We start from the raw sequence: 26250 nt of genomic DNA, 5'->3' as shown, positions 1-26250 counted from the left end.
CACGGCTCCGGCACCTGGGCCAGGGGCATCCCGGCACCGCGTGTCATGACACCTGCCATGCCTCCCACAAACGCGCATACTCGCCGTCGGCGGCCACCAGCTCGGCGTGGGTGCCCAACTCGACAATCCTCCCGTCAATGACCACGGCGACCCGGTCGGCGTCGGCGGCCGTGTAAAGGCGGTGGGCGATAGCCACCACCGTGCGCCCGGCAAGGACCGCATCCAGGGCCCGCTCGGTGGCGCGCGCAGCCGTGGGGTCCAGCAGACTGGTGGCCTCATCCAGGACCAGCGTATGGGGGTCCATGAGCACGATCCGTGCCAGGGCCACCTGCTGAGCGCGCCCCGGGTCGAGCACAATCCCACCCGAGCCGACCAGCGTGTCCAGCCCCTCGGGAAGCCCCAGGGCCCACTCCAGAGCACCGACCGCCCGCAACGCCCTGCCCAACTCCTCCGGTCCGGCCCCCGGCCGCGCCAGGCGCAGGTTGTCGGCCAGGGAGCAGGCGAAAACGTGGTGCTCCTGGGTGACAAGGACCACCTCAGCGCGCAGCCGCTCCTCGTCCAGGGCGGTCAGCTCAACGCCGCCCACCCTCACCGAGCCGGCACTGGGCGGGCGGATGCCGGCCAGCAGCCGCCCCAGCGTGGACTTCCCCGCCCCTGACGGGCCGACGACGGCCAGCCGCTCACCAGGGACGAGTTCCAGGTCAATATTGTGGAGGACCGGGCGGCCCGCCCGGTAAGCGAAGCAGGCCCCCTCCAGGCGCAACACTTGGTCCCGGGGCTGCTCGGGGCCCGCCGTGCGATCGGGCTCCACCAGCTCCACGCCGACAATGCGGCTCATGGAGGCGTCGGCGGATTGGATGGTGTCCACCCAGAAAGTCGCCTCCGTCAGGGGGATGCGCAGTTGGAGGGCGTAAAGGGCCACCGTGGTCACCTCGCCCAGGGTGGTCAGGCCCTGCCCGGCGAGCCAGGCCCCCCACATCACGACCACCACCACCGGCAGCAGGAAGATGAGCCCCATGCCCGCCACCAGTTGCATGCGCAGCCACAAGGTGTAGGTCTCGGTGTTCCACGCCTCGCGCAGGACCCGGTCGAACACGGCGTTGCGGCGCCGGCCCAGCCCCAGGGCGTCCACGGTGCCGGCCTGGTCGGCGGTCTCGGCGACCACGCCGTCGAACTCCGCCCACATGGCCCCCATGGCCCGGTAACCGGGCACGGCCAGGCGCAAGTACCAGCGGGTCACCGGAACCATGAGCAGGCCGGGCAGCAGCATGGCCGGGCTGAGCAGCGGGGAGGTGACCACTGAGGCGACCAGAACCGTGGCCACGGTCAAGACAATGACCAGGATCCCCGAGATGCCCCGCTGGACCAGGTAGCGGATGCGGTCCAGGTCGTGGTTGGTGCGCCCCAACAGATCGCCGGTGCCGGCGGACTCCACCGCGGACAGCGGCAGGTGAATGACAGTGCCCACCAGGCGCTCGCGCAGCTCGGCAAAGACCCGCTCCCCCAAGACGCGAGCCCCGTACTCGCCCACGCCGTTGAGCACGGCGCCCACGGCGGTGAGCGCAACAATGGCGACCACGGCCAGGTGCACGGTGCGGGCGTCGGTGCCGCGGGTGACGGCGTCGACCAGGTCCCCCAGGACCTTGGGCACGGCGACGGCGGCCAGGGCGGCCAGCAGCTGGACCAGGGCCACCCAGACCAGGGTCCGTCGGTGCTCGGCGACCAGGGAGGCGAAGCGGCGGCGCACCTGAGAGGCGTCGGCAACGGGCAGACGGCGGCTCATGAGACGTCCTCCTCTTCGGCGGGTTCGGCGGGGGCGGTCGAGCCAGCGGGTCCAGCGGGGGCGGCCAGGCCGGCCTCCCCGCCTTGAAAGCGATGGACGACGGCGGCGTAGGCCGGGCAGGTCGCCGACAGCTCCCGGTGGATACCCCGGGCCATCTCGGCGCCACTACCGGGATCCAGGAGCACCACCTCCTCGCAACGGTTGAGCACCAGCGGGGAGGCGGTGACCACGACGGTGGTCCGCCCGCGCCGGTGGGCGACGAGCCGCTGGGCAATGCGGGCCTCAGTGTGGGAGTCGACAGCGCTGGTCGGCTCAATGAGCACCAGCACGGGGGCCTCGGCCGCAACGGCCCGGGCCACGGCCAAGCGCTGACGCTGCCCGCCTGAGAGGCTGCGGCCCTTCTCAGTAATGGTGCCGAGCAGTCCTCCCACGGAGTCGACGACGTCGTCAGCGGCGGCCACCTCCAGGGATGCCGTGGCCCGGGACCGCTGGGCGGCGCTCAGAACCAGCCCCCCGGAGCCGGCCGCGGGCGCCTCGTCACCCTCGACGTCACGACGGGCCTGGTCGGCGACAATAGCGGCCATGTCCCGTGCCGGGGCCAGGGGCGCCTGCTCGCCCAAAACCGCTTCGGCGAGGCTACCGGCGAAGACCTCCGCCTGGGCCCCCGCCACCAGAATGGTGCGGCGCACCCACTCCACGGGCAGGGCGCGCAGGTCCACACCACCGAGGCTAACGGCGCCGGCAGCGTCGTCGGCCCGCCCCAGGCGCTCGGCCAGGGCGGCGCTGGTGGCGGGCTCGGCACAGACCACGGCAGTGGTACGGCGGCCCCTCAGGCGCACCCCGGTGGTGGCGTCGAGGAGGTCCCCGGCCGGGTCGGGTGCGGCCGCGGGGTCGACGGCGCCGTCGTCGGTCAGCGGCTCAATACCCAGAATGCGGGAGACCTTGCGGGCCCCCACCCAGGAGCGGGTGGCCACGGTGATGAGATCGGCCGCCACGCCCAGCGGGGCGACCAGGAAGCTCGTGTATCCGTAGAAGGTGACCAGCTGGCCGGGGCTCAAGGTGCCGTCCAGGACGCGCCCGGCGGCCGCGGCCACGACCACCACCGAGAAGACCCCCGGCAGGCCCGCCTTCAAGGAGCTGAGCAGCGCCTGAGTGGAGGCGACCTTAATGCCGGCGTCACGTACAACGGCGGACTGCTCGGCGTAGCGGTGGGCGTAAACGTCCTCCCCGCCAATGCCGCGCAGAACCCGCAAACCGGCCACGGCGTCGGTGGTAATAGTGGCCAGGCGCCCCTGGGCCTCGCGCTGGACGGCCTGGCGGGATTGGAGGGGCTTGACCAGGGCGGCAATGATCATCAGCACCACGGGCAGGCCAATGAGGACCAACAGGCCCAGCGGCACCGAGACCCGCAGCATGAGGACCGCTACCACGGCGACAGAAACAACAGCGCCAATGACATTGACGACGAAATACATCATCGCCCCGAGGTAGTCGGGGTCCGTGGCCGTGGCGGTGACAATCTCGCCGCCGGCGATCTGGCGACTGATGGCGCGGCCATTGCGGCCGGTGCGGTGGGCGGCGGCCCTGCTGGCCGGGATCATGCCCGCCGCCCAGCAGGACAGGCCGGCGGCCTCATGCAGCCAGGAGACCACCGCGGATGCCGCGGCGAGCCCGCCCAGGATCAGGGCCCACTGGAGCAACTCAGCGGTCAGGCCCTGCTCAAGGCCGGCATCCAGGGCATGGCCCAGCGCCAGGGGGATGAGGGCGTTGACCAGGTAGCTCAACGCCGACACCACCGAGGCCAGGATGAGGGCCGGGGCGCTGTGGCGCAGCAGGGCGGCCAGCAGGCGCCCGGGGGCCGCGGGCAAGGGCGGTGGGGGCCCGGTCGGGATCATAAGGACGCGCGGCCAGCGGCGCGGGTGGCGGGCCACCGGGGGCGGGGCTGCCGCCGGGGGCGTATTCGCCGACGGAGTCCGACGGGTTCGCGTCGTCGGCTCCTGGGGGGAGCCTGCGGTGGGCGTTGGGGGTGCGGCGGCGTGATCAGCCGTCATCGGGCTCATAGGGGTAACTCGTCTCGTCGTCTGGGGCCCCGGAGCGCGCGAAGCGCGCACAGCGCAGGCGATCGCGCGTGCTCAACAGGGATGTGCCTGGATTCGCGGGCGGCCTCGAGGCCGCCCGCCCGATCAGTGGTTATAGACGAGACTGTTCACGCCGCCCACCCTAGCCCCGCCCCGGGAATCGGGCAAATAGGAGGCAAATGAGGCGTAGGGGTGAGCAAGTAGGGGTGAGGCGGTGGAGACGATTGCACGCATGGCGGACGCATTTGACGCCGCGGACCCACCCGGGGCTAGGGTCAGGGCCGTGACCGCCTCGACGCCCTCGACCCGTGCCCTACCGGTGCGCACCCTGGTCATGCGTCGAATGCGCATGCGCTGACAGCGCTAGCCGTCGCTGTCTTCCATGTAACGGTCAGAGTCCGAGCCGGGACCATTCCCGCTCGTCGCACTCCGCGGACCACCACCCGGTCCTGCGTTCATCCCCCCCCATCACTTCGAGTGGGACGCTGCCGCCCAGCATCCCGCACCTGGCGCACCCTTCTAGGAGCACCCGCATGCCCACGACCACCCCCGCCACCCCTGCCGGCGACCACGCCCCCGCCGGTGCCCCTGCCGCCCCCGCGAGCGGCACTGCCGCCGCCGCCCTCTCGCCGTCGGCCGGCTCCCCCGCCGTCCCCTCGCCGTCGGCCGGCTCCCTCGCCTCGTCCTTCGACCGCGTTATTGACCGCCGGGGCACCGGCTCGCTGAAATGGGACTTCGCCGGGCGTTGTCGCCGCCCGGCCGACGCACTGCCCCTGTGGGTGGCCGACATGGACCACGCCACCGCCCCGGCCGTCGTCGAGGCCTTGAGAGCGCGCGCCGCCCATGGCATCTTCGGCTACACCGAGCCCGATGAGGCCTACGCCTCGGCCCTGGTCTCCTGGTTCTCCCGCCGTTACCACTGGCAGGTCGACCCCGCCTGGAACACGATCACCCCCGGCGTGGTCCCCGCCCTCGCCCTGGCGGTGCGGGCTTACACAGCGCCCGGGGAGGCGGTCATCATTGAGGAGCCCGTCTACTACCCCTTCCGCGAGGTCGTGGAAGACAATGGGCGCATTGTGGCGGCCGCCCCCCTGGTCCGGGACGCCGCCGGCGTCTACCGCCGCGACCTGGCGGCCCTGGAGGGGGTCATTGCCGCCACCGGCGCCCGCCTGCTCATCCTGTGCAACCCTCACAACCCTGTGGGCCGGGTGTGGACCCGCGCCGAGCTGGAGGCCCTGGCCGAGGTGACCGGGCGCCACGGCGTGAGGGTGGTGGCCGATGAGATCCACGCGGACCTCACCCGCCCCGGTGTGTGCACAACCCTGTTCGCCTCGTTGTCCCCCGAGGTCGCGGCACGCACCATCACGTGCACCTCGCCATCGAAGTCCTTCAACCTGGCGGGCTTGCAGACCGCCAATATCCTCATCGCCGACCGTGAGCTGCGCACCGCCTTCCGCCGTGAAGTAGGCGCAGTCGGCTACGCCCAGGCCAATGCGCTGGGCCTGGTGGCCTGCCAGGCGGCCTACGAGGAGGGGGAGGAATGGCTCGACGCCCTGCGCGAGCATGTGGCCGCCGCCCACGCCCACCTCACCGGGCGACTGGAGTCCATTCCCGGCATTGGCGTCTCGCCGTGGGAAGGAACCTACCTGCTGTGGCTCGACTGCCACGGCCTGCTGAAGGACTCTGGACTGGACCCCCGCTCCCTGGACGACTTCCTCCTGACCAAGGCGGGCCTGTGGCTCGACGACGGGCTCATCTTCGGCGCCGGTGGCCAGGGGTTCACCCGCATTAACGTGGCCTGCCCCCGCGCCGCCCTCGATGAGGCCCTAGACCGGCTCCAGGCCGCGGTCGCCGAACTGCTCGCCTCCCGGGGCTCGGCGGCACGGTGAGCTGAGCCCCGCTCCCGCACCGCCCGAGCCAGCCACTGGCCGACGCGGCGCGGGATGTGTCGGGCCTGCCCGCCCCCGCGCCACCCAAGCCAGCCAGCACTGTCAGGAGCCCTAGACGTGAATGCCCACCGCACCCCGGCCCACCGCCCCACCAACTTCGCCACCACACTCACTGCCGGCAACGCCGTCCCCGCAGAACCCACCACAAGCGCCCAAGCCGCCCCCGTCGGCCACAGCGGCGGCCATGGCGGCCACAGCGGCGGCGACAACAGCGGCGGCCCCGGCGGCCGCCCATGTCCGACCTCACCGGTCCAACACCACCGGTCCTGGTCGGACACCGCACCCGAAGTCGGCCTCGACACGCTGTTGGCGCACGCGGGCACCGGCACCGACCCGGTCACCGGCGCCATCACCACCCCCATCCACCTGTCGACCGCCTACGGGCACCCGGGCCTGGGGCAATCCACCGGCTATGACTACACGCGCACCGCCAACCCCACCCGCGACGTGCTTCAGGACGCCCTGGCGCGACTCGACGGCGGCACCGCCGCCTTCGCCCTGGCCTCGGGGATGGCCGCCGTCGAGTTGGCGGTCCTGTCCCTGGCGCCGTACGGCTCACGGATCGTGGCCCTGGAGGACGTCTACGGCGGCTCCTACCGGTACCTGCGGCTGCTGGCCGACGAGGGCGCCTACGAGGTCGACTTCGTGCTCGGCCGGGAGGGGCTGCACCGGGCCCTGGCCGACCCCGCCGCCCTGGTGCTCATTGAGACCCCGACCAACCCCATGATGACCCAACTCGACATCGCTGAGGCGGCCCGCCTCGCCCACGGTGCCGGGGCGCGCCTACTGGTGGACAACACCTTCTACACCCCCGTGGTCTGCCGCCCCCTGGAGCTGGGCGCCGACGCCGTGGTCTACTCCGCCACAAAATACCTGGGCGGCCACAACGACGTCATGGCGGGGGTGGTGGTCGTGGCCGACGAGGAGCTGGGCGGGCGCCTCCAGTACCGGCTCAACACCACCGGAGCGACCCTGGGGCCCTTCGACTGCTTCCTGCTGCTGCGGGGGCTTAAGACCCTGGCCGTGCGCATGGGGCGGCACGAGTCCAATGCGCGCGCCGTCGTGGCGGCCCTGGAGGCCAGTGACGCGGTGCGCACCGTGCTGTACCCAGGGCGTTCGGGGATGGTGTCCTTCATTCCCGTCGACGACGTCGAGGTGGATGCCTTTCTGCGTTCAGTGCGGATCTTCACCTTCGCGGAGTCACTGGGCTCGGTGGAGTCGCTGGTGACCTGTCCCAGCATCCAGACCCACGCCGACGTGCCCGCGGTGCGCCGCGCCGCCTATGGGCTCAGCGACAATTTGCTGCGCCTGAGCGTGGGCATTGAGGACCCGGACGACCTGGTGGCCGACCTGCTCCAGGCGCTGACCGCCGCCCGCACCCGCTGAGCCCGCCCGGCCGGCGAGTTCAGCGGGCGGCGGGGGCGGGCCACTGAGCCCGCCGGGCGGGCTGCTGGAAGCGGACGCCGGGTGAGCTACCGGGGGCGGACTGCCGGAGCGGCGGAAGCATGGCGCGGGATCACGGTGAATACAACTTCTTGTCCTTTTACGGCCAAGTCGTTGACACGACTGGATGCGCTGCCGAGAATTGCATTGCGTTTGGTCATCATGATCATCGCATCGGCAATGCCGCCACTTCCCATCCCCCTTCTGGAAGGCACTTCCCATGCCCCCCGCATTCCGTAGGCTGCGCGTCTTGGGCGCCGCCGCCATGGCCATCGGCCTCTGCTTCACCGCAACATCCTGTTTTTTCTCGGGCAAAGCCGGGAAGACGACCTGCTCGGAGTATCAGTCGCTCGACTTCACTGAACAGAGCGAGCTGCGAGAGGATCTTCTGCGGGAGCACGACCTCGACCCGTATTTCTACGATAATATTGCTGGCGTCGAAGAGTCGATCAACAACTTCTGCTCATCGTCTTCCAACGCGGATCGCCCGCTAGAGGACGTCACCGATTGGGAGTCCTCAAGGTGGTGACTCCTCTTATCCGGCGCCGCCAACTTCTGGGCGCCCTGGCGCTCGTGGGCACCTGCCTGACCCTGACCTCCTGCACCAAGGACGAGTTCACAATCGAGGGGACCTGGAAGTCTACAGGGGACAACTCCTGGGGGCTCATGAGCAAAGGGTCGGTTGTCACCTTCGCCGACGGCCACACCGCGCTTTTCAGCCCGAACGACAGTTACGCCTTTTACGAGGAGAACGGAACGTACCACCTCGATGTGACGGGGATGCTGGGATCGGGCGGGTTCTTCATTGTCACCATTGTTGATGACGACAACATTGAGTTGGCCACCAAAGGAAGCACCGAGCCCACTCTCGTTCTCACTAGGATCGGGTAGCGGGTCGGGCGCCCGGCCCCGCTGGAGAATCCGCCCCATCCCGGGCTCCCGGGGTGGGGCGGATCCTCTCACCAGGAGGTCGGCACCGGGCGGCCCTCGGCGTAGCCGGAAGCCGACTGGACGCCAACGACGGCCCGCCGCCGGAATTCGGCAATGGTCCTCGCCCCCGCGTAGGTGAAGGAGGAGCGCACCCCCGCCACAATGTGGTCGATAAGATCCTCCACACCGGGTCGGTTCGGGTCCAGGTACATGCGCCCGGCACTAATGCCCTCCTCGAACAGGGCCTTGCGGGCCCGGTCGAAGGCGTCCTCGCCCTCGGTGCGCCCCAGGACCGCCCGGGTCGAGGCCATCCCAAAAGACTCCTTGTAGGCCCGGCCCGAAGCGTCGAACTGGACGTCGCCGGGAGACTCGTGGGTCCCCACGAACCAGGAGCCGACCATAACGTTGGAGGCGCCGGCCGCCAGTGCCAGGGCCACGTCGCGCGGGTGGCGCACACCGCCGTCGGCCCACACGCAGGCGCCCATATGCGCGGCCTGGGCGGAGCATTCCAGGACGGCGGAGAACTGGGGACGGCCCACGCCGGTCTGCATGCGGGTGGTGCACATGGCGCCCGGCCCCACCCCCACTTTGACAATGGAGGCCCCGGCCTCAACCAGGTCGCGCACACCGGCGGCGCTGACCACATTGCCGGCGGCAATGGGGAAGCCCTCGGGCAGGGCGGCGCGCACCGCACCGACGACCCGGCACACGCGGTCCTGGTGGCCGTGGGCGGTGTCGACCACAACAACGTCCACCCCGGCCTCAACGAGCTGGGCGGCCTTGCGCGCCGGGTCGCCGTTAATGCCAACGGCGGCGCCCACGCGCAGACGCCCCTGGCCATCCAGGGCGGGACGGTAGAGGGTGGCGCGCAGCGCCCCCTGGCGGGTGAACAGGCCCACAAGCCTGCCGGCGTCGTCGACAACGGGCGCCAGCTGGCGGCTGGCGGCGCGCAGACGCTCGTAGGCCTCGCGCGGATCCACGCCCGCGGGCAGGGTGAGCAGTTCAGTGTTCATGACGGCGCGCACCTGAGTGAAGCGGTCGACGTCGGAGACGTCCGAGCGGTCCACCATGCCCTGGGGCTCGTTCGTCTCCGGGTCGACGACGACGGCGGCGCCGTGGGAGCGCTTGGGGATCAGGCCGCGGGCGTAGCCGCAGGTGTGGTGGGGCTTGACGGTGACCGGGGTGTCGTACAGGAGGTGGGACGCCTTAACGCGTGAGACGGTGTCAATGACCACCTCCACGGGGATGTCCTGGGGGATGATCGTCAGCCCGCCGCGGCGCGCCACGGTCTCCGCCATGCGCTTACCGGCCACCGCCGTCATATTGGCCACCACCAACGGAATGGTGGTGCCCGATCCGTCGTCGGTGGCCAGGTCCACGCGCATGCGCGACCCCACGGAGGAGCGCGAGGGGACCATGAAAACGTCGTCGTAAGTCAGGTCGTATGCAGGCTCGCGGCCATTGAGGAACTCCACCCGCGGGATCCTACCCAACCCACTCCAACGTTTTCCTCACAGGCCAACGTACGCGGCCGTTGGCCTGTGAGGAAAACGTTGGAGTAGGTGGGAAGGTATTAGGCGCGGGAGATGCGTGCGGCCTCCGCGACCTGCTCGGGCGTGGGCCGCACGCCGGTGTAGAGGGCGAATTGCTCAGCCGCCTGCAGGGCGATGACCTCCGCCCCGGAGATCACCGGCTTCCCAGCGGCACGAGCCGCCTTGATCAAGGGGGTCTCGGAGGGGAAGGCGACGACGTCGAAGACGGTCGTGGCCGCCTCAATGAGCTCCATGGGGGCTGAGAGGTCGTTCTCGGCCGGCCCTCCGGCCATGCCCACGGGGGTGGCGTTGAGCAGTAGGGTGCCGCCGCCGTCAGGCAGCTCGGAGGCGTTGGCCACCCAGGACCAGCCGTACTGTTCGGCCAGTGCCGGCCCCGAGGTGGGGTTGCGGGCGATGACGGTGCCCGGACCGAACCCGGCGTCCTTGAGAGCCGCCACGCAGGCCTTCGCCATGCCGCCGGCACCCAGGACCGCGCACGAGGTGCGGGGGACCTCGTGGGTGTCCAGAAGGGTGCGAATGGCGATGAAGTCGGTGTTGTAGGCCACTAGGCGACCGGAGTCGTTGACAATGGTGTTGACCGAGTGGATTGCCGCAGCAGAAGGGGTCATTTCGTCGACTAGTGCAATGACGTCCTCCTTCCAGGGCATGGACACTGCGCAGCCGCGGATGCCCAGGGCCCGCACCCCGCCAATGGCGGCGGTGATGTCAGTAGTGGTGAAGGCCTTGTAGATGAAGTCGAGGTCAAGTACCTCGTAGAGGTGGTTGTGGAAGCGTGTCCCAATGTTGGTGGGACGGGCGGACAGGGAGATGCACAGGCTGGTGTCTTTAGTGATATCGCGCACGGCGACATCGTGCCACGACCCGGCCGTGCCAGGGGCGCTCTCGCGGCACTCAATGCGGACGACTCCATGTCGGACGGGGGCCCGGGGCAAGCCCGTACCCGCCCAGTGCCCGCCCAGGGTCTTGGCCGGCGCATTCGCGCGCATCAGGCCGAAGGCATTCGAAGGCACTGGACGGCGTTGAAAGGCATTGAAAAACGCCTCGCCACCGAACTTTTCAGCCGATTGCGAGGCGTTGGCGCGCCCGAAGGGATTCGAACCCCCAACCTTCTGATCCGTAGTCAGATGCTCTATCCGTTGAGCTACAGGCGCATGTCACTTCCGACAGCAAGGAAGACTACCTGTGGGGGCGCTCAGCACCAAATCCTCATGCAGTGAGGCCGGGCACAAGGAGGCCGGGCACAAGGAGGCCGGGCACAAGGAGGCCGGATCCGAGCCCGTACCACCGGGGCCGCACAGATCCTACCAACTCTTGCCGGCCGGGGTCCGCAATGCCGCAGCAGGGCCGCGGTGCCACCGCCGCACGCCGACACTGCGCATCCCGGAGCGAGAATGCTCACAGCCCCGCCCATCCCACCCGCGGCCGCACCACGCTGCCGGTAATCGCCGCGGAAAAACGGGTAGCGCCCCCACCTTCCACCCGTCTCCACCCGGCCGCACCATGCGCGGCAGGGTGGTAGGGTTGAGCCCGGCCCGGAGGTATTCCGACGGGCATGGAGAGGTGACAGAGTGGCCGAATGTGGCGGTCTTGAAAACCGCTGTGCGCCTGGCGCACCGGGGGTTCGAATCCCTCCCTCTCCGCGGTTTGCCCGCCGGGACCAGCGCCCGGTAGGCTTCCGGTGCTCACGCAGCAGCACGCCATGGAGACGTCGCATAGTGGCCTAGTGCGCCTCCCTGCTAAGGAGGTTGGGGTGGAAGCCCCTCGGGAGTTCGAATCTCCCCGTCTCCGCGCCACCAGCCCCCGGAGCCGTAGGACTCCGGGGGCCTTGCTGTGCGGCCGTAGGCGCCGGGCCCGCGAGGGCCGCGCCGGGCTTCAGCCGCGGTTGAAGAATCCTCGGCGCCGCACCCGCTGCGCGTTGACGGGAATGGGCGGGGCGGTCACGTCGAGCTTGCCCTCGGACAGGGCCTGACACATGGCCGGGCACACCGGCAGGCGCGGGATGAGGGTCGCCTGGAGCGCATGGTAAATGTCCGGGTGCCCAGCCCAGGTGCGGGTGGAGGGCTCGTTATTCCGGTCGAGCTCGTGGTACCACACGCCCGGTTCCTTAATGACGTACTCCTCGCAGTAGTCGATCCAGGAGCGGTAGCAGTGCTCGTAAATCTCAACTTCGATCTCTCCGCGACCGTCGTCGAGCAGGGCGCGGCGCAACGCGGCAGCCGCCGAGATGCCCTCGCACACCACCCAGTGCATGCGCTCGTGAACAATGGGCTTGCCGTCAAAACCGACGGTGTAGACGAATCCCGCCGCGCCGTCAACCCGCCAGGCGTCGGTGCGGGCGCGGTCGAAGAGCTCCTCAGCGGCGTCGAGCATCCAGTCGGGCACCGGCAGGGAGCGGGCGACCAGCGCGGCGCGGGCCTGGACGGTCAGGCGCGCCCACTCCAGACCATGCCCGGGGGTGGAGCCGTAGGGGCGGAAGGGGTGGGCGGGCTCATCCTTGTTGTAGTCCGGCAGGGGGTGCCAGGAGGTGTCGTAATGCTCGGGGATGCGCCAGTTATTGGCCCGAGCCTGAACATTGACTGCGAAGTCGATGATCTGGACGGCGCGCACCAGCCAGGTGGTGTCCCCGGTGACGTCGGTGGTGGCCAAGTAGGCCTCGACAGTGTGCATGGCGGCGTTGATGCCCCGATAGTCCTCGGGGTCGGAGAAGTCCGCGGCGTAGGACTCCACGGGCATGCCGTAGGCCTCATCCCACCAGTACCGGTTCTGGACCGCCATGGCGTCGCGCAGTAACTCGTGGGCGCCGGGGCGGTCGGCCGCGGTAGCGGTGGCGGCGGCCAGGAGCACGAAGGAGTGCTGATAGCACTCCTTGCGGGCTTCAGCGTCCACTGGCACACCGTGGCCCTGGTCGTCGAGCTCGTGACCAATGGCGGAGTGCCAGCCGCCGTTGACGTGGTCGCGCAGGGCGTTGCGCAGGGCCCGCACGCCATGGTCGGCGTAGCGGCGGCAGCCGGGAATGCCCATCAGGGTTCCCAGGGCGAAGGCGAAGGTCATGCGTCCAGTGATCCACAGCTCCACGGGGTGGCCGGTGTCGACGACGCCGTCCTCACCGATCCACCCGAAGCCCGCGGGAACCTTCGCCCTGCGGCCGAAGTGCAGCAGCGCGTGCGTCTCCGCCGACAGCCAACGGTTGTGCTCGGGGGCGCCGAACCATCCCAGTCCCATGAGTCCTCCTCGACTCCGCAGTATCCGACGGCGGGGCAAAGTTGCTTGCGTCACGTTCAGCTAGCACGTTAGCAGTCTCCCCGGCATTGACGCGCCGCCCATCCCACCTGGTGTGCGCCACACGCAGCTACTTGGGCCAGGCGGCCTCGGCCTGCGCCAGCGCCGCCTTCGCGCTCAATTCCCCAGAGGCCCAGGAGGCCAGAGAACTCCACAGCGCCTGGGTGCCCACCGCCGGAGGCATGGAGTCCGAGGCGTCCATGCGGATGAGCGTCTGCCGGGACTGGAGGAGTTCGGTGGCGCGCCGGTTGACGTCTGAGGGGATGTCGGCCGCCTTCACCCCCCGGTTGGCGGTGGCCACACCGCCCAGGGCCGTGCGGATCTGCGCCCAGGTGGCGCTGGTGAGGTAGTCCATGACCGCCGTAATCGCCTCAGAGCTCTGGAAAGCGACCAGCGAGTCTCCGCCCACGAGCACCGGGCTGGTGTCGGCCTCCACGCTGGGCAGCAGGAAGGCCGAGACTGTGGTGGAGGAGGTGGAGGTGGCGGCGGTCTGCGGGGCCGGGGACGCCGTGCTGACACCGGTGGCCGTCACCGTCACCCCGTCCTTGCCGTCCACGTCGGTAATGACGGTGCCCGCGGGGAACATGCCCTCCATGGAGCTGGAGGCGTGGAGCATGAGGCACGAGCCGTCCACGAGCTGCTCACCGGCCTGCTCCACGGTGGTCTGCGCGGCGGCCTTCCTGCCCCCGGGCAGGCGGCCGTCGGCCATGACCAGGGAGTCCAAGGCGCCCAGGGCGGTCACCGCGGCCGGAGCATCCAGCGGCACCGTGTGCGAGGCCCAGAGGTCATAGACGCCGGGCCCCTGCTTGAACAGCAAGATGTCCTCCAGCCAGTCAGTCACGGGCCAGCCGGTGGAGTCGCCGTCGGAGACCCCCAGGCACCAGGGCGTCACTGACCCATCAGGGTGATCCTTGACCACCTGCGCGCTCAAGGACTCCAAATCCGCCCAGGTCGTGGGGATCTCATAGCCGAGCCTGTCGAACGCGGTGGGCGAGAACCACACGAAGGACTTGACTGAAGCCATGAGGGGGGCGGCGTAGGGCACGCCGTTGTAGGTGCCGGCCTCCGCCCAGGAGCGCTCCCACCCCAGCTCAATATTGGCGTTGACGGAGTTGGGCAAAGCCCTGAGCGCGCCCTTATTGACCAGATCGGCGACCAGACCGCTTTGCGGGACGATCGCCAGGTCCGTCTGGGGGTCGCTGAGGAGCTGAGCCTCCATGGAGTCCGACCCGGTGTGGACCACGTCAATACCCGTGCACGATTCGAAGGCGGCCAGGGACTCCTCCAGGCGCTCGGCCTCGGCGCCGGTGAAGGTCGAGGCAAGAGACACCGAGGCGTCGGTGAAGGTGCCGTACTTGGTGAAGTCGGCGCAAGGGCCGGTGGGTTTCGGGGATGCGGGGGCGCAGGCGGCCAGCCCCACCCCCGCCAAGGCGAGGGCGCAGGACAGGACGGCGGCCCAGGTCAGGCGGGTCAGGCGTTTCATCGACTCTCCCTGGTGCGTTCAATAAGGGCGTCCAGAACGGCGGCGCAGCCATCACGCCACACAGGTTCAGTGACGACGTCGGCGCACTCGCGCACCCACTGGGGCGCGCTCCCCATGGCCACACCGACCCCGGCCCACTGCAACATCTCGACATCATTGGAGCCGTCGCCCACGGCGACGGCGTGCGCGGCGTCCGTGCCCAGGCGCGCCGCGAGCGCCTCCAGGGCGGAGGCTTTTGTGACGCCCTGGGGGGCCACATCAAGCCAGGCCGTCCAGCCAATGGCGTACTCCACTGAGTGCAGCCCCGCGTCATGCACCAACGCCGAGAACTCGTCGACCGCCATCCCCGGGGCCCGTAGCACCACACGGGTCGCCGACTGGGCCCGCAACTCCTCTAAGGAGACGACGGTCTGGTCCTCAATGAGCTCGCCGTCGGGGAAGGGCCGGGAGACCCGGAATCCGGCGCCGGGAGTCTCGACGGCGACAATGCCGTCGGGGACCGCCGCCCGGAGGGTGTCAATGGCGGCGGCCGGGTCGAAGGTAATGGAGTCGACGATCTCGTGACCGCCGGGGGCCTCGGGGTCCAGTCGCAGTGTGAGGGCGCCGTTGGCGCACACCATCCAGCCGCTGGTCAGGCCAATGTGGCGGGCCACCGGCATGGCCGCCTCAATGCTGCGGCCGGTGGCGATGACGACCTGCACCTCGTGGGCGCGCAGGCGGGCGATGGAGGCCATGACGCGCTCCGACACGCGACCGCCCATATCCACAATGGTGCCGTCGACGTCGAGAGCCACCACCATCTGGGACCCGGGCACGAGCGGAACGGGTTCGGCGCGGCGGCGGGCAATGGCGTCGACATCGGCCATGCGATCCTGGACCAGGCCGTGGTAGGCCTCATGCCCCAGGGGCCGCAGACGCCGGCGACCCCGAATGGGTTCCAGGTCCCCCAGCACTGACAAGGGCTGGCCGGAGGGCTGGATGCCTGCGGTGTCGTCCAAGGGTCGCATTAGGCCGCGGACTCAATGACCTCGATGCCGCCCAGGTAGGGGCGCAGCCCCTCAGGGACGACGACGCTTCCGTCAGCGCGCTGCTGGTTCTCCAGGATCGCCACAATCCAACGAGTGGTGGCCAGGGTGCCATTGAGGGTGGCCACCGGCCGGGTGCCCTTGGAGTCGGCCAGGCGCTCGCGCACGGCCAGGCGGCGGGCCTGGTAGGTGGTGCAGTTGGAGGTGGAGGTGACCTCCATCCAGCGGTTCTGGGTGGGCAGCCAGGCCTCGCAGTCGAACTTGCGTGCGGCCGAACTGCCGAGGTCCCCGGCGGCCGTGTCAATGACGCGGTAGGGCAGGCCCACCAGGGCGAGCATCTCCTCCTCCAGGGCCAGCAGGCGCTGGTGCTCGGCCACGGCGTCCTCGGGGCGGCAGTAGGAGAACATCTCCGCCTTGTTGAACTGGTGGACGCGAATAATGCCGCGGGTGTCCTTGCCGGCGGCCCCGGCCTCGCGCCGGTAGCAGGTGGACCAGCCCAGATAGCGCTTGGGGCCCTTCGACAGGTCCAGGATCTCGTCGGTGTGGTAGCCGGCCAGGGCCACCTCAGAGGTCCCCACCAGGTAGAGGTCGTCGGTGGGAAGGTAGTAGATCTCGTCGCTGTGGGCGCCCAGGAAGCCGGTGCCGCCCATGATCTGGGGGGTCACCAGCGTGGGGGTGGTCATGGGGGTGAAACCGTGGGCGACGGCCTTGTCCAGGGCGGCGGTCATGAGCGCCAGCTCCAGGCGCATGCCCCACCCCTTGAGGAAGTAGAAGCGGGCGCCGGAGACCTTGGCCCCGCGACGGGTGTCGATAATGTCTAGACCCTCGCCCAGGGCCAGGTGATCGGCGGGCTCAAAGCCCTCGGCGGCGAAGTCGCGAGGGGCGGGGCCCTCGTGGCGCAGCACCACGTAGTCCTCCTCGCCGCCGGCGGGCGCCCCCTCAATGAGGTTCTGGAACTGGTGGGCGAGTTCATCCAAAACGGTGGCGGCGCCATTGGAGGCGGCCTCAGCGGCCTTGACCTGCTCGGCTAGGGCCTTGGCCTGAGCCAGGACGGCCGGGCGCTCCTCCGCGCTGGCCCGGCCCACGGATTTTGAGACGGCCTTCTGCTCGGCGCGCAAGGACTCGAAGGCGCCCAGGGCGGCACGGCGGGCCTCATCGGCCTCAATAATGCGGTCCACCAGGGCGACGTCGGCCCCGCGGGCTCGCTGGCTGTCACGGTAGGGCTCGGGGTTCTCACGCAGCGCGCGCAGGTCGATCATGTGCCCGAGTGTAGCCAGGAGGCCTCGGCGGGGAGGACGGGGCGGGGAATGAGGAGAGGATTGGACCACCAAGCGGACCCGAGACGTCCCACTCCCTTGGCACAATGTATGAACCCTTTGGATATGGCCTATTGTTTCGCTTATCAGCAGACCTTTCACACCAGGACGCCCCATGCCCCCCTCCGCCCTGCCGTCGTTCTCCCAGCTGCGAGCCTTCGTCGCTCTATGCGATCACCAACACTTCGGAGAGGCTGCCGCCACCCTCGGTGTCAGTCAGCCCAGCTTGTCCCAGGCGATCACCGCCCTCGAGAAACGAGTGGGCGGGGAGCTCGTCGAGCGCACCACCCGCCGGGTCCTGGTGACCCCCCTGGGTGAGACCCTGCTGCCCTATGCGCGCGAGGCGGTTCTGGCCGCCGAGTCCTTCAACGAGGCGGTCTCCAACCAGGGCGCCGCCCTGAGCGGCACCATGCGCCTGGGAATCATCCCCACCCTGGCCCCCTACCTGGCCCCCATCATTCTGGACGGCCTGCCGGCCGAACTCCCCCGGCTCCTGCCCGAGCTGCGCGAGATGGTGACCGGCGACCTGCTGGACATGCTCAACCAGGGGCGTCTGGACGCCGCCGTGCTGGCCATTGACGTCGACCTCCATCGCGCCGCAGCCATCCCCATGTACAACGAGCCGCTGGTGGCCCTGGTGCCGCGCACCCACCCGTGGGCAGGGCGCACGGATGTGAACACCGCCGAGCTCGACGGCCAGGAACTGCTGCTGCTCGACGAGGACAACTGCCTGCGCGACCAGACCCTGGCGCTGTGCCAGCGCTATAGCACCCACCCGCCGGTGGCCGTGGCCACGACCCTGTCCACCGTGCTGCGGATGGTGGCCCACGGGGTGGGCATCACTGTGATCCCCGAAGGGGCGCTGCGGCTGCTCAGCCCCGACGAACCCTACGCCGTGGCCCGCTTCACCGCGCCGACGCCGGTGCGCACCATTGGCCTGGCGCACCGCACCTCCTCTTCGCGTAGCAGCGACTTCTCCGATCTCGCGGTGGTGCTCACGCGCTTGGCCGAGGCGGCCGGGCTGCCCATGGAACCGGTCGTGCAGACCGAGTCCGAGGCGGGATCGAACGGCCAGGCGGGATCGGGCCGGCAGACGAGGTCGAACGGCCAGGCGGGATCAAGTCGCCAGGCGGGGCCGGGTCGCCAATCGGGGCCGGGTCGCCAATCGGGGCCGGGTCGCCGGGCGGGGTCGGCGGCAAGCTCCCCGTCCTGAACCTGAGCCCGACGTTTTGGGATGAGACCGACGGCGTCGTCGTCGGTCTCATCCCAAAACGTCGGGCTGGGCGCAAAAAACTCGGGCCGGGTGGCGGGAGTCGCCTTACCCTTCACTTATGACCGGCACGCTTCCAGACGGCGAGGCCAGGGACGCGACACGGCGCTCCGGCCGACGTCTGGCTTGCGTCGTGCTCAACCCCTCCAAGCAGCAGGCCACCAAGGGGGTGTGCGCTTTCATTACGCGCGAACTCCGCGCCGCCGGATACTCCGGCCCCCTGTGGCTGGAAACCACCCCGTCAGAGACCGGCGCCACCCAGGCACTCATGGCCGTCGCGTCGGGCGCGGACCTGGTGGTCGCCGTCGGCGGGGATGGCACAGCCCGGGCGGTGGCCGCGGGCGTGTCCCGCACCGGCGTCGACCTGGCCATTGTCCCTCTGGGGACCGCGAACCTGGCCGCCCGCAACTTCGACCTGCCCATAGGCGACCTCCGGCGGCTGCTGCGCGTCGCCACCCACGGACAGGGCCGCAGCGCCGACCTGGCCTGGGTGTCCACCAAACCCCTGGAGCGCGAGAGCGCCGAGCAGGTGCTCACCCCGCCACCGGGCGGCTGGGCCAAGCCGACCCTCGGCCGCGAGCACTCCTGCCTGGTGGTGGCGGGCATTGGCTTCGACGCCAACCTGGTGGCCTCGACTCGCCCTGCCCTCAAGGCCCGCATCGCCTGGGGCGCCTACGCCCTGGCGGCGCTGAGCAACCTCGGCTCGCCGCGCATGGATCTGGAGCTCAGCCTCGACGAGTCGGTTCTGGTTGCCAAGACGGAGGCGGGCCGCGGCAGTACAGGAGTCGGGGATGGCGGGGGGCTCGGCGACAGCGCTGCGGGGACGGGCGACGCCGGTCGACCACGGCAGCAGTCGCGCGGCGCCGCGGCCGCCCGACCCAGAAGCGGTGCCGGCGCCAACAGCCCGCCCGCCCGGGACGACCCGGACCAGGGCGGGGCGGGGGCTCCGAAGCGACGAACCGAACACCTCACCGCCCGCACCCTGCTGGTGGCCAACGGTGGGCGCCTGCCCGGCGGCATTACGCTCCTGCCCGGGGCCCGCCCGGACGATGGTGTGCTGGACGTCGCCGCTATCGACACCGTCGCGGGGCTGGTTGGCTGGGGCTCCTTGGCCCGACAGGTGCTCGCTCCCTGGCCCGCCTCCTACGCCAACCCGGCGCGCGCCACCGGCAGGGTGGTGCAGCTGCGCGGCAGCGATGTCCTGGCTCGCCTTTCCGCCCCGGCCCTGGTGGAAGTCGACGGCGAGCTGCTGCCCCCCACGCGCGACGTGCATGTGCGCCTGGACGCCGGCGCCCTGCGCGTACGCCGCCCCTGACCCGCGCCCCCCTCCCCTCCAACGTTTTGCTCACAGGACGACGGCCCGGGCCGTTGTCCTGTGAGCAAAACGTTGGAGAGAAGGAGGGTCAGAGGGTGCGCCCGGCCAGGACGTCGGCAACCCAGGCGCGCGCCACCGTGAAGTCCTTGTCCGAGGTGCCGGCCGGCACAATGACGGGGCGGGCGTCTAGACGCGGGTAGGACCCCAGGTAGCGGACCATGGGGCACGTACGGTGCAGACCGATCATGGCCGCCTGCACGCGATCCTCACGAATATGGCCCTCGATATCAATGGAGAAGCGGTAGCGGCCCAGGGAGTCGCCCACGGGCCGGGACTCAATGCGCGAGAGGTTGACGCCGCGGGCGGAGAACTGGGAAAGCATGTCGAGCAGGGCGCCGGCGCGGTCGTGGGGCAACTGGACCATGAGGGTGGTCTTGTCCGAGCCGGTGGGTTCACTGACCAGCCCCGGGCGAGTGACCTTGACGAAGCGGGTGACGGCGTCGGGGTTGTCCGCCACGCCTCCGGCAATGATCTCCAGGCCGTACTGCTGGGCGGCCAGCGGGTTGCACAGCACCGCCTGGTACTCCAGTTCAGCGTCGGACTGGGCCAGCGCGCGCGCCGGGGCCGAGGTGGAGGTCCCGGCCACGTAGATGGCCTCAGGCAGATTGAGGTGGACCCAGCCACGGCATTGAGCCCAAGCGTGGGGGTGGGTGGAGATACCCACGACGTCCTCCAAGCGCGTACCCGGCCGCCCGGCGAGCACGAAGGTGATCGGCACCGCCATCTCGGCGGCAATGACCAGGGGGGCGGAGGCCACGAGATTGTCCAGGGTGGCGTTGACGCCGCCCTCCACAGAGTTCTCAATGGGGACGACCGCGGCCTCAGCAGTGCGCTCGCGCACTCGGTCCAGGGCCGTGGGCACATCCTGGCAGGCGTCAAGAATCACATTCACCGGCGCGACCTGTCGCAGGGCCATCTCGCAGAAGGTGCCCAGAGGGCCGAGGAAGGACCAGGTGGGGGCGGCATTCGTCATAGGGTCAGGGTATCGGGGCCCGGTCGGCGTTGCGCTCCGTGAGCCCAGTCCGACGGATCTGCGCCCCCACGGCCAATTCCGGCACCGCCCCGGGACGGGCCGCACCACGACCCGACTGCGCCCCCGGGGCCGCGCGCCAGACACCGTGGACACGCGACTTACCCAATCCACGCGCCGCCCGGCACGGCTCGAAGACGGGCGCGACACGGGCACCGAATCCGCGGCCGCCCGGCACAGCCGTGCCCCGGGTGGGAGGCTGGTGCCATGTCGCCAACCCCAACCCCGCCCCCGGACCCCATGGAAGCGCCGAACCCCCGGGTGCCGGCGGGGGGCCCGCACCCGCCTGAGGGCCCAGAGCCCCCGGCGTGGGCGCTGCCCGGCCGCCCCGTGTTCCGCAAGCGCGATGACCTACCCGGCGCCACCGCCCTGGAGGCCCACGCCCTGACCTGGTTGGCCGAGGCCATGCCCGACGGCGGGGCGCTGGTGGTCCCGGTGCGCACCGGCCCCGGGTGGTTAATCGAGCCGCGGCTGAGCGCGGCGGCGGTGACGGCGTCGGCCGCACGGGCTTTCGGGCGGGCGTTGGCGGTCACGCATGCGGCGGGCGCCCCGGCCTTCGGGGCGGCCCCACCGGGGTGGGACGGCCGCACGCAGATGGGCCGCTGCGACGTCCGCCTGCGCCCGCACGCCCCGGAGGACCCTGGTGCGCCGCCGCGCCGCTGGGGGGAGTTCTTCGCCGCCGACCGTCTCGCCCCCTACCTGCGCCCCTGCCGCGACTCCGGTGCGCTGAGCCCGGGCGGGGTGCGGGTGCTGGAGGCCGTGTGCTCACGCCTGTCCGACGGCGAGCTCGACGCCGAGCAGCCGGCCCTGGTGCGCCAGGAGGCGCGTCGACGCGGGGAGTCGGTGGCGGTGGCGCGCACGCACGGTGACCTGTGGTGCGGCAATGTGCTGTGGGTGCCCGCCGCGCAGGTCGCGGCGTGGGCGCCCACGGCCGCGGGGCCGGGGCGCGAGCCGAAGGCGCGGGCCGGGCGCCGGGTTGAGGGCGCCGGGGGCGGCGGCGGCAGTTCCGGCGGGCCGGGCCCCAGCGGCGACGTCGTGGGCGTGCTGATTGACCCGCTGGCCCACGGGGCGCACGCCGAAACGGACCTGGCCGCCCTGGGAGTGTTCGGGCAGCGCCACCTGGAGCAGATTGTCGCCGGATACCAGGAGGTCTCGCCTTTGGCGCCCGGCTGGCGTGAGCGGGTGGGCCTGCACCAGCTGCACATGCTCATCATTCACGCCTACCTCTTCGGGGGCGGCTACGGGGCCCAGACGGTGGCGGCGGCGCGCCGGTACGCCTGAAGTACGCCTGAAGCGCCCGGTCCGGCTCGGCCGCACAGTGCACAGGAGTGCCACAGACGGGGCCTGTGCCCACCACAGGTGTTACCGCTTTCCTGACACTATGTGTGCCCCTGGTGCCGCGTCCGGCCTGCGCCGCCTGCTGCGCGGCGTCATCTGGTTGTGCCCCATGCTGGTGACCGCCGCCTTGGCGCCGGCGCTGCTGGTGGCGGCCGTCCCCACGGCCTCCTGTGCCGCGCGCGCCGGGACCCTGGTGGGGTCACTGCTCATGGCCGCCGTGGGCACCGTCGCCGTCAGGAGGTGGTGGCGGGGTCCGTCGTCAACTGCTGGGCGGTATCCTTCCCGGGCTCCAGCCCAGGGTTCACCGCCGCCCCTCCGGGCTGGACGGCCTTCGTCGGCTCCGGGCCGGAAGTCCTCGCAGGCCCCTGCTCAGGGGCCGTCTTCAGCCTCCGACCAGCGGCGGCGCCAACTGTCCGCGAGGTGAGCCCGGCCAGCGCCGCCAGGCCGCCGCAGGCCGCCGCCATGGTCCCCACCGATCCCGCGGCGTAGGCGATGAAGACGTCAGTGCGGCTGGCGTCGTCAGTGGTCCCGAACCACATCCACAACTCCATGCCCACGGCCGCGACACCGCCCAGCCCCCCAATCGCGCCCAGGAGGGCGATCGCCCGGCGCCCGTGGGCGGGAAGACGGGAGGGGCCGGGGTCGTCGGCATCGCGTTCCCAAGCACCCGCCCCCACCGCGGCCCCGCCCCAGGCCACCGCCAAGAAGATTGCCGCGAGGATGTCGGCGGGGCGGTGCCACTGGCACACCAGCGTGGAGTAGCCCATGGCGGTGGTCATCAGTGCGCCCACCCAGGCTGCGACCCCTCGCCACTGAGGGCCGACGACGAGGACGAGGGCCACGGCGGCGGAGGCCGCCATGGCGGTGTGCCCTGAGGGCAGGGTGTTGGCACCGTCGTAGCGCAAGGAGTAGCCGTAGTCGGGGCGCCACAGCACCCATTGCTTAAGCACCTGCGTGGACAGGTTGACGCCCACGACGACGGCCGCGGCGTGCAGTGCGCGCCTCCTGCTGCCCCGCCACAAAACGCCCAGGAGGATTACCAGGACCAGGACAATGGCGGCGGGCAGGGATACCAGGTGCAGCAGAAGGCGCGCATGGTCCGTCACGAAGCGGGCCCCGATGCGCGAGCCCCAAAGAGCGCTCTGCTCCAGGAACTGGCCGGTCGCGGTCACGACGAGAAGCCACCACACGGCGATCAGGCCGGCGAACGCGGCGCAGGCCAGGAAAGCGCCCCACAGGCGGGGGTGCGCGGGCCTGGCCTTGAACGTCGCGAAGCTCTCATCGAGGGTCACCACTCGATCGTAGGGGACCGCGTCAGATCGTTGAGGTTGCCGCTGGGTCCGGCGGCTCACACCCCGGTGGGGCGGGGTGGGCGCAGGCCGACCCATTGGCTCCATGACGCGCCATCGGCGCCACGGGCCGGCAGGATGTTGACGACCGCCACAGCGATGATGCGCACGCCACGGATCCCCGGCGGGCCGGGAACCGGCCTACACCCGCACAATCCCCATACGCGCCAGTTCGCGCGTGGCGGCGACAAGCTCGGCGCGCAGGGCCCGGTCATCGGCCCCCGTGAGCGCCGCGAGCGCAGTGGCGACCTGGCCGACGCTCAACTCGCCGTCGGCCACCTCCACCAGGGCGGTCAGGGCGGTGCCGGCCCGCAGCACCCTGGCGAAGCCGCCGCCCTGACGGATGAGGATGACGGTCGGCTCCGTCTGTCCTGGGAGCAGGTGGCGCTCCTCGGTGACGTCGGGGGCGACAACCGGGTGGAGGTCCGCGACCTCCTGGTCGCTCATGGCGACCAGGCGGCCACTCGCCTCCAGGACGGTCAATACGTGCGCCCCCAGGGGGCCGGCCGGCCGGGTGTCCACCTCCTCCAGGAGGCGCCAGGTCTCGCGCCGGGTGCGGGGCCGATGCATGATGAGGTAGCCCATGCCGACGGCCTCCACGCCGCGCGCCTCGAAGTCGGCGATCCACGCCCCCAGGGCGCCCTCGAAGGCCGCCGGGTCCCGCTCAACGGTGGTGCCACCGTCGCGCAGCCACATGGCGGCGTACTCGACGGGGTCCTGGGCCTCGCGCTGGACCACCCAGGCGTCCACGTCGTCGGGCAGCCAGGCGGCCACGCGTTCGCGCCAGTCCTGGCCCCGGCGGTGCTCCCAGTTGCCGAGCATGACCGCGGTGCCGCCCGGGCTCAGGTGCTCCCCGAGCCCGGGGAGCAGGCCGGGCAGGACCGGTCCGCCGGCGTCGCGGTACTCCATGAGCGCCAGCCCGGCCCGGCGCACGGCCGGCGGAGTGATAACAAAGGGCGGGTTGGTGGCGATGAGGTCGAAGGCGCGTCCGGCCACGGGCTCCAGGAAGGAGCCGCCCAAGAGCTCCAGGCGACGAGGGTCCGCCCCGGCCAAGGCGGTGTTGAAGGCGGTGAAGGCCAGAGCACGTGCGGAGATGTCGGTGGCGGTGACGTGCTCGGCATGGCGCAGGAGGTAGAGGGTCTGGATGCCGCAGCCGCAGCCCAGGTCGAGGGCGCTGCCCACCGGTGCGCGCGGGGTCAGGGCCGCCAGGGTCAGGCCGGCCCCGCCAATGCCCAGCACATGATCAGGGGCCAGGGCGCGACCTGAGACGAGCTCGCCGACGTCGGAGGCCACCCACCAGCGCACCGGCCCGGCGTCGTCGTGCGCCTCATGGGGGCGCAGGTCGACAAGGGGGCGGACCAGGCCCGTGGCGTCGGGGGCGGTGACGAGTCCAATGGCCGCCGCCCCGGCGGCGCCGGTGTTGGGCCAAGCCGTATCCAGGGCGGCGCCGGGGACGGGCTCGCCGAGCATGAACAGGGCGGTCAGGACGACGGCGGGCGACGGCGCCCGGCCCTCAGCCCGGTCGAGGGCGGCGCGCAGCACCCGCAGAGCGGGCAGGCGGAGTTCACGGCGCAGGGCGGCCTCGGCCACCGGTCCTAAGAGTGCGGCGACGGCGTCCACGCTCCACCCGGAGGCCTCCAGGTCGGCGCGCAGGTCCCCCGCCTGCCCGGCTGTCAGGACTGGGGCGGGCGGGGAGGCGGGCCGCTCTTCGGGATCCGAATGCTGGGGGTGCACAGCTGGACCGTCCTGGGGGGCGGGAAGCGTCTCAGGAGTTGGGATCGGCGTCAATTGCCCCCTGGACGTCGTCGAACAGGAGGTTGGCGATCTCAAGCTGAACCATCATCACCTGGGGGACGTCGACCAGTAGGAGCGGGTCGTCGGAGCTGGTCTGCAGAATCAGCGTCCCGCAGCCGAAGATCCGGTCGGTCAGCCCCCGGTCCTGTTGGACGTCGCTAATGCGGGTCAGGGGCAAGTCGTGACCGGTCCGGTTCAGAACGCCCGCCCGGGTAATGACCCGCTTGGTCGTCACGGTGTAGGTGGTTGCCATCCACTGCAGCCAGGCGACGAAGAACAACGGAATGCTCGCCACGAGCACCACCGTCCAGATCGCCACATGACCCCATGGCGCCCAGGAGGCGGGCAGCATGACACTGGCCACGACCCCCACGACCAGCAGCAGGATCTCCCCCAGGATCCGCCACAGGAGGACCTTCACGTGGGTGCGCATGTGTCGCACCACAACCTCGTCGCGGCTCAATTGCTTCTTCGGCAGTCCCATGGCCCCATGGTGCCAGCCGAAGTTCCTCTACGCACTCCCCTGGCCGTAGCATGGCCCCATGCCTGATGTCGTCTATCAGCTCACCGTGCCTCCCCAGCAGGCCTTCCAGACCATCACCCAGCATTTCTCGACTGCCGGCTGGCAAGTGACGCCCACTCCCCAGGGCTTCACGATCGAGCGAGGAAACATGACCAAGACCGTGTTCCTCGGCGCCTTCGCCGGCAACTCCTTCCACGTCAAAATGAGCGTGGATCTCTCCCCGGACCCTGTGGGAACCGTCGTGGTCTTCCACGGCCCATCGGGCGCGGCGGCAGTCAAAGGCGGAATCATTGGCTACAACAAGTCCACGGACGCCCACCGGTGGGAGGCCTACAGTCTCGCGCAGGTGTTGTCGCAGGCGGGCATTCTGCGCAGTTGCAACCTGCCGCCCACCGGGGCTTCGGCCACCCAGGCGCCGGCCCAGCCCGGCTACGGGGCGCTCCCGCCGGGACAGGCGGCACCCCAGCAAACCCAACCCGGCTACGGGACGCCCCCGCCGGGACAGGCGGCACCCCAGCAAACCCAACCCGGCTACGGAACGCCCCCACCGGGACAGGCGGCACCCCAGCAAACCCAACCCGGCTACGGAACGCCCCCACCGGGATACTGAGCCCCTTAGCCCGCCCCCCTCGCCTGAGCATCCACTCAAAGGCGTCGCCGGGGGTGCGGGGAGTGCGCCAGCGGAAGAGTGCGCCAGCGGAAGCATGGTCCCGTTGATGGCGCGGGCACCAG

19 protein-coding genes, 3 tRNA genes and 1 pseudogene are annotated in these 26250 nt (G+C 70.8%); 10 read left to right on the top strand and 13 right to left on the bottom strand.

The genetic code is table 11. The annotated features are described in order from the left end of the window. Window positions 1-43: 43 nt before the first annotated feature. Together EUC46_RS08050 and EUC46_RS08045 are read right to left on the bottom strand one after the other, a co-directional pair. Window positions 44-1783: an ABC transporter ATP-binding protein gene (locus tag EUC46_RS08050; protein ID WP_128773654.1), complete on the bottom strand. Its 1740-nt coding sequence runs from the start codon at window positions 1781-1783 to the stop codon at window positions 44-46. Beyond that, window positions 1780-3843, bottom strand: coding sequence for an ABC transporter transmembrane domain-containing protein (locus EUC46_RS08045; RefSeq protein WP_128773653.1), 2064 nt, complete (start codon window positions 3841-3843; stop codon window positions 1780-1782). Before EUC46_RS08045 ends, EUC46_RS08050 begins: the two co-directional genes overlap by 4 nt. 551 nt (window positions 3844-4394) lie before the next feature. On the opposite strand from EUC46_RS08045, the gene EUC46_RS08040 reads away from it, so the two are divergent. The 4 genes from EUC46_RS08040 to EUC46_RS08025 all read left to right on the top strand — a co-directional run bounded on the left by EUC46_RS08040 (window position 4395) and on the right by EUC46_RS08025 (window position 8144). After that, window positions 4395-5750: a MalY/PatB family protein gene (locus EUC46_RS08040; RefSeq protein ID WP_128773652.1), complete on the top strand. Its 1356-nt coding sequence runs from the start codon at window positions 4395-4397 to the stop codon at window positions 5748-5750. Between the two features lie 117 nt (window positions 5751-5867). Continuing rightward, complete coding sequence (locus EUC46_RS08035; RefSeq protein WP_241655486.1) at window positions 5868-7196, top strand: PLP-dependent transferase; 1329 nt, start codon at window positions 5868-5870, stop codon at window positions 7194-7196. 277 nt (window positions 7197-7473) lie between these two features. After that, window positions 7474-7782 carry a hypothetical protein gene (locus EUC46_RS08030; RefSeq protein ID WP_128773650.1) on the top strand — a complete coding sequence of 103 codons (309 nt, stop codon included), beginning with the start codon at window positions 7474-7476 and terminating at the stop codon, window positions 7780-7782. Next, entirely contained in the window at window positions 7779-8144 is a 366-nt protein-coding gene (locus EUC46_RS08025; protein ID WP_128773649.1) for a hypothetical protein, read from the top strand. The genes EUC46_RS08030 and EUC46_RS08025 overlap by 4 nt, the downstream gene beginning before the upstream one ends. Window positions 8145-8212: 68 nt before the next feature. Here EUC46_RS08025 and EUC46_RS08020 read toward each other — a convergent pair whose 3' ends face one another. The 3 genes from EUC46_RS08020 to EUC46_RS08010 all read right to left on the bottom strand — a co-directional run bounded on the left by EUC46_RS08020 (window position 8213) and on the right by EUC46_RS08010 (window position 10887). After that, window positions 8213-9658, bottom strand: a complete 1446-nt coding sequence (locus EUC46_RS08020) for a GuaB1 family IMP dehydrogenase-related protein (RefSeq protein ID WP_128773648.1) — start codon at window positions 9656-9658, stop codon at window positions 8213-8215. 98 nt (window positions 9659-9756) lie between these two features. After that, window positions 9757-10578, bottom strand: a complete 822-nt coding sequence (locus EUC46_RS08015; RefSeq protein WP_164918784.1) for a shikimate 5-dehydrogenase — start codon at window positions 10576-10578, stop codon at window positions 9757-9759. A gap of 233 nt (window positions 10579-10811) precedes the next feature. Then, window positions 10812-10887: transfer RNA gene (locus tag EUC46_RS08010), tRNA-Arg, on the bottom strand. Window positions 10888-11290: 403 nt separating this feature from the next. On the opposite strand from EUC46_RS08010, the gene EUC46_RS08005 reads away from it, so the two are divergent. Together EUC46_RS08005 and EUC46_RS08000 are read left to right on the top strand one after the other, a co-directional pair. Further along, a tRNA-Ser gene (locus tag EUC46_RS08005) sits at window positions 11291-11376 on the top strand. A 61-nt stretch (window positions 11377-11437) separates the two neighbouring features. Beyond that, window positions 11438-11524, top strand: a tRNA-Ser gene (locus EUC46_RS08000). An 84-nt stretch (window positions 11525-11608) separates the two neighbouring features. On the opposite strand, the gene EUC46_RS07995 is transcribed toward EUC46_RS08000, so the two are convergent. The 4 genes from EUC46_RS07995 to serS all read right to left on the bottom strand — a co-directional run bounded on the left by EUC46_RS07995 (window position 11609) and on the right by serS (window position 16782). After that, window positions 11609-12958 (bottom strand): AGE family epimerase/isomerase, encoded by a 1350-nt coding sequence (locus EUC46_RS07995; RefSeq protein ID WP_128773646.1) that lies wholly within the window; start codon window positions 12956-12958, stop codon window positions 11609-11611. Between the two features lie 127 nt (window positions 12959-13085). Then, window positions 13086-14498, bottom strand: coding sequence for an ABC transporter substrate-binding protein (locus EUC46_RS07990; RefSeq protein WP_128773645.1), 1413 nt, complete (start codon window positions 14496-14498; stop codon window positions 13086-13088). Continuing rightward, window positions 14495-15505 (bottom strand): HAD family hydrolase, encoded by a 1011-nt coding sequence (locus EUC46_RS07985; RefSeq protein ID WP_128773644.1) that lies wholly within the window; start codon window positions 15503-15505, stop codon window positions 14495-14497. Before EUC46_RS07985 ends, EUC46_RS07990 begins: the two co-directional genes overlap by 4 nt. Beyond that, complete coding sequence (gene serS / locus EUC46_RS07980; protein ID WP_128773643.1) at window positions 15505-16782, bottom strand: serine--tRNA ligase; 1278 nt, start codon at window positions 16780-16782, stop codon at window positions 15505-15507. The genes EUC46_RS07985 and serS overlap by 1 nt, the downstream gene beginning before the upstream one ends. Before the next feature lie 172 nt (window positions 16783-16954). Here serS and EUC46_RS07975 point away from each other — a divergent pair. Together EUC46_RS07975 and EUC46_RS07970 are read left to right on the top strand one after the other, a co-directional pair. Beyond that, a pseudogene (locus tag EUC46_RS07975) lies at window positions 16955-17878 on the top strand (LysR substrate-binding domain-containing protein); the annotation flags it as partial. A gap of 292 nt (window positions 17879-18170) precedes the next feature. Beyond that, window positions 18171-19424 carry a diacylglycerol/lipid kinase family protein gene (locus EUC46_RS07970; protein ID WP_128773641.1) on the top strand — a complete coding sequence of 418 codons (1254 nt, stop codon included), beginning with the start codon at window positions 18171-18173 and terminating at the stop codon, window positions 19422-19424. An 88-nt stretch (window positions 19425-19512) separates the two neighbouring features. Here the strand turns inward: EUC46_RS07970 and pheA are convergent, their stop codons facing one another. Continuing rightward, entirely contained in the window at window positions 19513-20457 is a 945-nt protein-coding gene (gene pheA / locus EUC46_RS07965) for a prephenate dehydratase (RefSeq protein WP_128773640.1), read from the bottom strand. Window positions 20458-20721: 264 nt separating this feature from the next. Here pheA and EUC46_RS07960 point away from each other — a divergent pair, with 264 nt between their 5' ends. Next, the gene (locus tag EUC46_RS07960) at window positions 20722-21795 is read left to right on the top strand and encodes a fructosamine kinase family protein (RefSeq protein ID WP_241655485.1); all 1074 of its coding nucleotides are present in this window, start codon (window positions 20722-20724) and stop codon (window positions 21793-21795) included. 290 nt (window positions 21796-22085) lie between these two features. Here EUC46_RS07960 and EUC46_RS07955 read toward each other — a convergent pair whose 3' ends face one another. The 3 genes from EUC46_RS07955 to EUC46_RS07945 all read right to left on the bottom strand — a co-directional run bounded on the left by EUC46_RS07955 (window position 22086) and on the right by EUC46_RS07945 (window position 25479). After that, the gene (locus EUC46_RS07955) at window positions 22086-23144 is read right to left on the bottom strand and encodes a phosphatase PAP2 family protein (RefSeq protein ID WP_241655484.1); all 1059 of its coding nucleotides are present in this window, start codon (window positions 23142-23144) and stop codon (window positions 22086-22088) included. Between the two features lie 198 nt (window positions 23145-23342). Beyond that, entirely contained in the window at window positions 23343-24935 is a 1593-nt protein-coding gene (locus EUC46_RS07950; protein WP_421701535.1) for a DUF7059 domain-containing protein, read from the bottom strand. A 31-nt stretch (window positions 24936-24966) separates the two neighbouring features. Next, a complete protein-coding gene (locus EUC46_RS07945; protein WP_128773638.1) occupies window positions 24967-25479 on the bottom strand; it encodes a PH domain-containing protein in 513 nt (170 codons plus the stop codon). Between the two features lie 58 nt (window positions 25480-25537). Between EUC46_RS07945 and EUC46_RS07940 the strand changes: the two genes are divergently transcribed. Beyond that, complete coding sequence (locus tag EUC46_RS07940; RefSeq protein WP_128773637.1) at window positions 25538-26128, top strand: hypothetical protein; 591 nt, start codon at window positions 25538-25540, stop codon at window positions 26126-26128. The last annotated feature ends 122 nt before the right edge of the window (window positions 26129-26250 follow it).

Source organism: Actinomyces oricola, assembly GCF_004104015.1.
Taxonomy (GTDB): domain Bacteria; phylum Actinomycetota; class Actinomycetes; order Actinomycetales; family Actinomycetaceae; genus Actinomyces; species Actinomyces oricola.
Note: the sequence above shows the minus strand (reverse complement) of the source record. Positions and strands in the feature narration are given on the sequence as shown.

Bases quoted from the DNA above. Each gene is read 5' to 3' on its own strand.
- EUC46_RS07990 (WP_128773645.1), bottom strand. From the start codon at position 14,498: ATGAAACGCCTGACCCGCCTGACCTGGGCCGCCGTCCTGTCCTGCGCC.
- EUC46_RS07985 (WP_128773644.1), bottom strand. From the start codon at position 15,505: ATGCGACCCTTGGACGACACCGCAGGCATCCAGCCCTCCGGCCAGCCC.
- EUC46_RS07960 (WP_241655485.1), top strand. From the start codon at position 20,722: ATGTCGCCAACCCCAACCCCGCCCCCGGACCCCATGGAAGCGCCGAAC.
- EUC46_RS08045 (WP_128773653.1), bottom strand. From the start codon at position 3,843: ATGAGCCCGATGACGGCTGATCACGCCGCCGCACCCCCAACGCCCACC.
- pheA (WP_128773640.1), bottom strand. From the start codon at position 20,457: ATGACGAATGCCGCCCCCACCTGGTCCTTCCTCGGCCCTCTGGGCACC.
- EUC46_RS08040 (WP_128773652.1), top strand. From the start codon at position 4,395: ATGCCCACGACCACCCCCGCCACCCCTGCCGGCGACCACGCCCCCGCC.
- EUC46_RS07940 (WP_128773637.1), top strand. From the start codon at position 25,538: ATGCCTGATGTCGTCTATCAGCTCACCGTGCCTCCCCAGCAGGCCTTC.
- EUC46_RS07945 (WP_128773638.1), bottom strand. From the start codon at position 25,479: ATGGGACTGCCGAAGAAGCAATTGAGCCGCGACGAGGTTGTGGTGCGA.
- EUC46_RS08030 (WP_128773650.1), top strand. From the start codon at position 7,474: ATGCCCCCCGCATTCCGTAGGCTGCGCGTCTTGGGCGCCGCCGCCATG.
- EUC46_RS08050 (WP_128773654.1), bottom strand. From the start codon at position 1,783: ATGAGCCGCCGTCTGCCCGTTGCCGACGCCTCTCAGGTGCGCCGCCGC.
- EUC46_RS07995 (WP_128773646.1), bottom strand. From the start codon at position 12,958: ATGGGACTGGGATGGTTCGGCGCCCCCGAGCACAACCGTTGGCTGTCG.
- EUC46_RS07970 (WP_128773641.1), top strand. From the start codon at position 18,171: ATGACCGGCACGCTTCCAGACGGCGAGGCCAGGGACGCGACACGGCGC.
- serS (WP_128773643.1), bottom strand. From the start codon at position 16,782: ATGATCGACCTGCGCGCGCTGCGTGAGAACCCCGAGCCCTACCGTGAC.